Genomic DNA, 1030 nt, shown 5'->3' with positions numbered 1-1030 from the left:
CTCTACATCAGCCCGAAGACGGTCGAGGCGAACCTGGCCCGGGTCTACCGCAAGCTGGGCATCGCCAGCCGCGCCGAGCTGGGCGCAGCGATGGGCCGGCGTCCGGGCGACTGAGTCGCTCAGGACGCGGCCAGGGCGGTCAGGACGCGGCGAGCGTGTCCAGGTGCGCGCCGAGCAGCGCCCGGGCGCGCCCGGGTGGCATCCGCTCGGGGTGCAGCAGCGCGTGCAGCGCGAGCCCGTCGAGCAGGGCGTGCAGCCCGGCGATCGCCTCGGGGTCGGGGGCCGGTTCCCCGGTGAGGAGGCAGACGGCGAACTCGGCGGCGCGGCGGATGCCGTCGTCCGCCTCGGCCATCCGGGATCGCGCGGCCGGGTCGGTCTGGGCGCGCGCGGCGAGCAGCAGCCACACCTCGGCCTCGCGGACGCGCTGCCGGTCCAGCGGCAGCAGGTGTTCCAGCACCCGCTGGGCGACCTCGCGGGGGCTGCCGGTCCGGTCGTCGGCGGCGATCCGCTCGGCCGCCTCGGCCTGTACGTGCTCCATGGCGAACACCAGCAGTTCGGTCTGGGTCGCGAAGTAGTGCCGCAGCGCGCTCGGTGACCAGCCCGCCTCGGCCGCGATGCTGCGCACGGTGGCGGCGCCGACGCCGTCGCGGTAGACGACCCGCCACATCGCCCGCGCCAGTTCGGCACGGCGCGCGTCGTGGTCGACGATCTTGGGCACGGGCCCTCCGGAACCTGGTCGACGAACGCTGCTACGGTTATCGCACAGCGTACTAAAAAAGGAGGCCGCATGCTCGTGGCAGTGATCGTCGGATGCGAGGTGGCGTTCTGGGTGGTGCTGCTCGCCGGGCTGATCGCCCGGTACCCGCTGCGCCGGCCCCGCCTCGGCGCGGCGCTGCTGATCGCCGTGCCCGTGGTCGATCTCGTGCTGCTGGCCGCCACGATGATCGACCTGCGCCGGGGCGCGACAGCCACGTTCGCCCACGGCCTCGCCGCCGCGTACCTCGGGTTCTCGGTGGCGTTCGGGCACAGC

2 protein-coding genes and 1 pseudogene are annotated in these 1030 nt (G+C 74.4%); 2 read left to right on the top strand and 1 reads right to left on the bottom strand.

Annotated features, from left to right (window positions below):
- Nucleotides 1–6 precede the first annotated feature (6 nt).
- On the top strand, nucleotides 7–114 hold the full coding sequence (locus tag KBX39_RS34275) for a LuxR C-terminal-related transcriptional regulator (RefSeq protein WP_369010130.1): 108 nt from the start codon (nucleotides 7–9) through the stop codon (nucleotides 112–114).
- 25 nt (nucleotides 115–139) lie between these two features.
- Here the strand turns inward: KBX39_RS34275 and KBX39_RS31890 are convergent, their stop codons facing one another.
- A complete protein-coding gene (locus tag KBX39_RS31890) occupies nucleotides 140–718 on the bottom strand; it encodes a TetR/AcrR family transcriptional regulator (RefSeq protein ID WP_113972766.1) in 579 nt (192 codons plus the stop codon).
- A 69-nt stretch (nucleotides 719–787) separates the two neighbouring features.
- Between KBX39_RS31890 and KBX39_RS31885 the strand changes: the two are divergent.
- Nucleotides 788–1030 (top strand): annotated as a pseudogene (locus KBX39_RS31885) (hypothetical protein); the annotation flags it as partial.

The sequence above is a fragment of the Micromonospora sp. D75 genome (genome assembly GCF_018070405.1).
Taxonomy (GTDB): domain Bacteria; phylum Actinomycetota; class Actinomycetes; order Mycobacteriales; family Micromonosporaceae; genus Micromonospora; species Micromonospora chalcea.
Note: the sequence above shows the minus strand (reverse complement) of the source record. Positions and strands in the feature narration are given on the sequence as shown.